At 44.1% G+C, this 4,357-nt stretch carries 4 protein-coding genes; all 4 read right to left on the bottom strand.

Annotated features, from left to right (window positions below):
- Positions 1–93: 93 nt before the first annotated feature.
- The gene (locus O9323_RS12260; protein ID WP_288125189.1) at positions 94–378 is read right to left on the bottom strand and encodes a type II toxin-antitoxin system RelE family toxin; all 285 of its coding nucleotides are present in this window, start codon (positions 376–378) and stop codon (positions 94–96) included.
- Positions 379–547: 169 nt separating this feature from the next.
- Positions 548–1,762 carry an ABC transporter permease gene (locus O9323_RS12255; RefSeq protein ID WP_002752366.1) on the bottom strand — a complete coding sequence of 405 codons (1,215 nt, stop codon included), beginning with the start codon at positions 1,760–1,762 and terminating at the stop codon, positions 548–550.
- A gap of 305 nt (positions 1,763–2,067) precedes the next feature.
- Positions 2,068–3,642: a glucose-6-phosphate isomerase gene (locus tag O9323_RS12250; RefSeq protein WP_288125188.1), complete on the bottom strand. Its 1,575-nt coding sequence runs from the start codon at positions 3,640–3,642 to the stop codon at positions 2,068–2,070.
- Between the two features lie 135 nt (positions 3,643–3,777).
- On the bottom strand, positions 3,778–4,357 hold a 580-nt coding region (locus O9323_RS12245), incomplete at its 5' end, for an RNA-guided endonuclease TnpB family protein (RefSeq protein ID WP_288125187.1).

The following is a 4,357-nucleotide window of genomic DNA, read 5'->3' as shown; positions in this document are numbered from 1 at the left end:
ATAATACAGTGAGTTCTTTTCTTCTTCCGTGAATTCTAGGTTAATCATGTTTTTAATGAGTGCTTTGCTTCTAATTATGACTCTTAAACTATACTATTGTCCTTGAGTAAAAAATGCAAGTTGCAGCCGTGCAAAGTATAGACCGACAAAATCCTTAAAAACTCTGGGATTGATATTCCCAATTTTAATTGAAATGACTATAACTCTATAGTCATCGACTCGAAGCTTGAAAAGACCAGTCAAATTAGCACTGAAAGCTTGAGGACTAAAATTGGCAAAATTGTCCGACAACAGGCGAACTTTACCGAAAATTTGCTCTTGAATAATTGCAGGGAGTGCTGCTAAACCAGCGATTGCTTCGGCTGTAAATTCTACCAAGTAGGCTATTACCAATTTAAGCCTAGTTTTTTAGCTACTTCCTCGGCTGAAATCTCCCTTTCTCCCTTTTCAGTCTGTCTTAGAGAGTCAAGAAATTGCTGCTTAATTTCAAGTTTCACTTTTTTGTCTTGGTCAGACTCGAGTAGGATAGATTGGATAGTTTCAGCAACTATAATCTTCTCAAAGCAACGATTGGCTCTAATTTAGCGGCACGATGAGCGGGAACAACACCGAAAATCAGACCGATGGCACTGGAAACTCCTAAAGCGAGAATTATGGCGGGGATTGAGACACTGGTGGTTAAAGCGGCAAAAATTCCCGCTAGATACATTCCTTGAATGCCGACAAAAATGCCGATAATTCCGCCAGTGGTAGCTAAAATCACCGATTCAATGAGGAATTGACCTTTTATATCCCCTTCTTTCGCTCCTAAAGCCTTTCTTAACCCGATTTCTTGGGTTCTCTCCGTGACTGACACGAGCATAATATTCATGACACCGATTCCCCCGACAAAAAGGGAAATACTAGCGATCGAGGCTAACATTCTAGTTAAACTATCGTTAGTTTCTTTGGCCATTTCTAGGATTGCGGTTTGGGGGAAAATCTGCACATAATTCTCGTCGCTGACCTGATGACGCATTTGCAGCAGGTTGCTAATCTGAAACTGGGCGGCTTTAATTTGGCTGGAGTTTTTGGCCAAGACAGAAATATGAGTTAGGGGAATGCCAAAGATAGAGCTGCGGCCTTGAACCCGATTAGACATGGTAGTTAGGGGAATTAAGGCTCGATCGTCCTGATTAGCCTCAAATAAGGAGCCTTTCGCCTGTAAAACTCCAATGACTTGAAAACTAAGATTGCCGATGCGAAGATTTTCGCCCACGGGATTGCGATTACCAAAGAAATTTTTAGCTAATTCCGATCCCAAGACAATCACGCGATTATCCCGTTTCAGGTCAGATTCCATAATAAATCTACCTTTAGATAGTTGACGGTTACGCACATTTAGGTAATCGGCTCCCACCCCGACTAGGGGGCTATTACTGGTTCTATTACCGAAGGATAAGATTGTTTTCCCGCTGAATTCGGGAGAAATGGCGGCAATGGCGGGAACTTGAGATGCGATCGCTTGAGCATCTTCGTAGGTGAGCGGCCGGGGATTAGGAATTGTCCGCCGGACATTGCGCGAGGAGGTGGAAACAAATAAAACATTCGGACCGAGGGCTTCAAACTGCTCTAGGGCGACTTTTTGCGCTCCTTCACCCACTCCCACTAGGGCAATGACGGAGGCGTTACCGATAGCAATTCCCAGCATAGTTAGACCACTACGCAGTTTATTGGCCATCAAAGCGGAAAAAGCCATTTTCAGGTTTTCGAGCATTTCCATGGTTAGTTATATTCAGTAATCAGTAAACAGTAATAAGTAAACAGTAAACAGTAAACAGTAAACAGGGATAAAGATGAAGATATAGCGTTTTTCAGTCTGCTGAGGTACAAAAGTTATGGGTTTTAGGCAAAAGGCAAGAGGCAAAAGGCAAAAGGGAAGAAAAACAAGTGTACTTCACTAGCTTAGGAAACGCTATAAATAAATAACTAATTAACTAATTCACTTACATCTGATAACTAAATAACTAATTAACTTAAAACTTACATCTGATAACTGATAACTGATAACTGATAACTGATAACTGATTAGCGTGCAGAGATTTGGATCGTTTCTGGTTTACTTAAATCGCCAGTAATAGTTAAACTGCGCCGATTAGCGTTGAGATGACGGACAATTTTATAGATAGCTTCAACTTGGTCACTAGCCCCGATTTTGGCCGCTAGAGTGGCTAGGTCGAGAGAAGTGCCCGTTTCCCGGACAACTTGCACGATTTTTCTTTGTAAATCCAGAATAGAAGCAGCGGCTTTTTTCCCTGCTTCTACCCCGGGTTGATGGTAGGCGTTAATGTTAACTAAACTAGCATAGAAACTAACGGCCCGTTCGTAGAGGGCGATTAAGGCCCCTACCTGACGGGGAGTGACCTCTGGGATCGTGATAGTGATAGAGTGACGACTATTTTCGTATAAAGCTTGTCGAGTACCTTGCAGTAATCCTGAGAGGAAATCGCCAGCAGTGGAGCCAGTTTCCACTTCGATGGAATCTCCTTGTCGGTCTTTTAACACTTCAATAAAAGTGGCGAAGAAATTGGGAATCCCTTCGCGTAATTGTTGGACGTAGGCGTGTTGGTCCGTGGAACCTTTGTTACCATAGACGGCGATACCTTGGTAAACCGTCTTGCCATCGAGGTCTTTTTCTTTACCGAGGGACTCCATGACCAATTGTTGCAGATAGCGGCTAAAGAGATAGAGACTGTCTTTGTAGGGCAGAATCACCATATCTTTCTCTCCCTTGCCATTGCCCTCATGATACCAAGCTAGAGCCAGTAGGGCGCTAGGATTTTTTTTCAGGTTATGGACGCGGGTGGCGATGTCCATTTCTTTGGCCCCGGCTAACATTTCATTAATGTCGATACCCTGCAAAGCGGCCGGGAGAAGACCGACGGCGGATAGTTCTGATGTACGACCACCGACCCAATCCTGCATGGGGAAACGAGTTAGCCAATCTTGGGCGTGTTTGTCCAGTTGGCTACCAGGCATAGTGACGGCGACTGCGTGTTGGGGAAAGTCTAAATCTAGTTTTTCGTAAGCGTTGCGGACTTCTAACATTCCGTTTCTCGCTTCGGGAGTGCCGCCGGATTTACTGGTGACGATAACCAGGGTGGTAGCTAGGGGTAAATGGGCTAAGGTGCGATCGATGCCTTTGGGGTCGGTATTATCAATAAAAGCAATCTCTAAGGCGGGAAAATCGGGTGCTAGAGCCTCGGCAACGAATTGGGGACCCAAAGCAGACCCCCCGATGCCTACACAGAGAATATCGGTGAATTTTGACCGATTGGGCGGCTTAATTGCTCCGGAGTGAATTTTCTTGACAAATTCTTTGATCTGTGCTAGGGGTTCAGTGATTTCGTCCCGCAATTCCTGGTTAGGAGCGAGTTCAGGAGCGCGCAGCCAGTAGTGGCCGACCATACGCTGTTCGTCGGGATTGGCGATCGCACCCTGTTCTAAGGCTGCCATATCTTGGAAAGCACGCTCGAATTTTGCTTCTAGACCTTTGAGAAAAGCCTCATCGAAGGGAATCCGACTGACATCGAGATAAAGTTCTAGGTTAGGGTGATAGTATAACCAATCTTGGTAACGTTGCCAGAGTTGCAGATTATCCATAAAAAAAAGCGAAATTTTTGTTTAATTACTCGTTTAGGGGAGATAGGATTCTATCCTCTCCAATCATCATACAGGTAGTTTTAGACTAGAAGTTGACATCCTCGCCGCCGTAAAACGGACGGCGATTCCCAAACCTCACGATTTAGGTTTCTGCTTCTGTCCCGAAGGATTTTTCGCACCTGCCTTAACAGATTTACTCTGTTCTGGTCTTATGGTCGCTCTACAGACTGACACCGCAAGCCCTGCGGCCAAAATGTTTTTACTAGCGTTAACATCTCGGTCATGGTGTGTCCCACAGTCTGGACAATCCCATTCTCGAACATTTAACGGCATTTTCTCAGCAATATACCCGCAATTACTACACCTTTTAGAGCTAGGAAACCATCTATCTATTTCGATGTAATTTCTCCCATACCAACGGCATTTATAGGCTAATTGACGAGTGATTTCTCCCCAACTAACGTCAGATATTGCCTGAGATAATTTCGGGTTTTTGACCATATTCTTGACGGCTAAATTCTCAACCACAATCGTTTGATTTTCACGAACTAATTGAGTGGTTAGCTTGTGTAAATGGTCTTTTCTGCTATCGGTCATTTGAGCGTGAATCTTGGCTACTTTGATTCTTGCTTTTTCCCGATTTTTTGAGCCTTTCTGTTTTCGAGAAAGGCTTTTTTGTGCCTTTCGCAGTCTCCGATAATGCTTTTTAAAATGC

The sequence above is a fragment of the Microcystis sp. LE19-131.1A genome, from assembly GCF_027532015.1.
GTDB classification, from domain to species: Bacteria; Cyanobacteriota; Cyanobacteriia; order Cyanobacteriales; family Microcystaceae; genus Microcystis; species Microcystis ichthyoblabe_A.
Note: the sequence above shows the minus strand (reverse complement) of the source record. Positions and strands in the feature narration are given on the sequence as shown.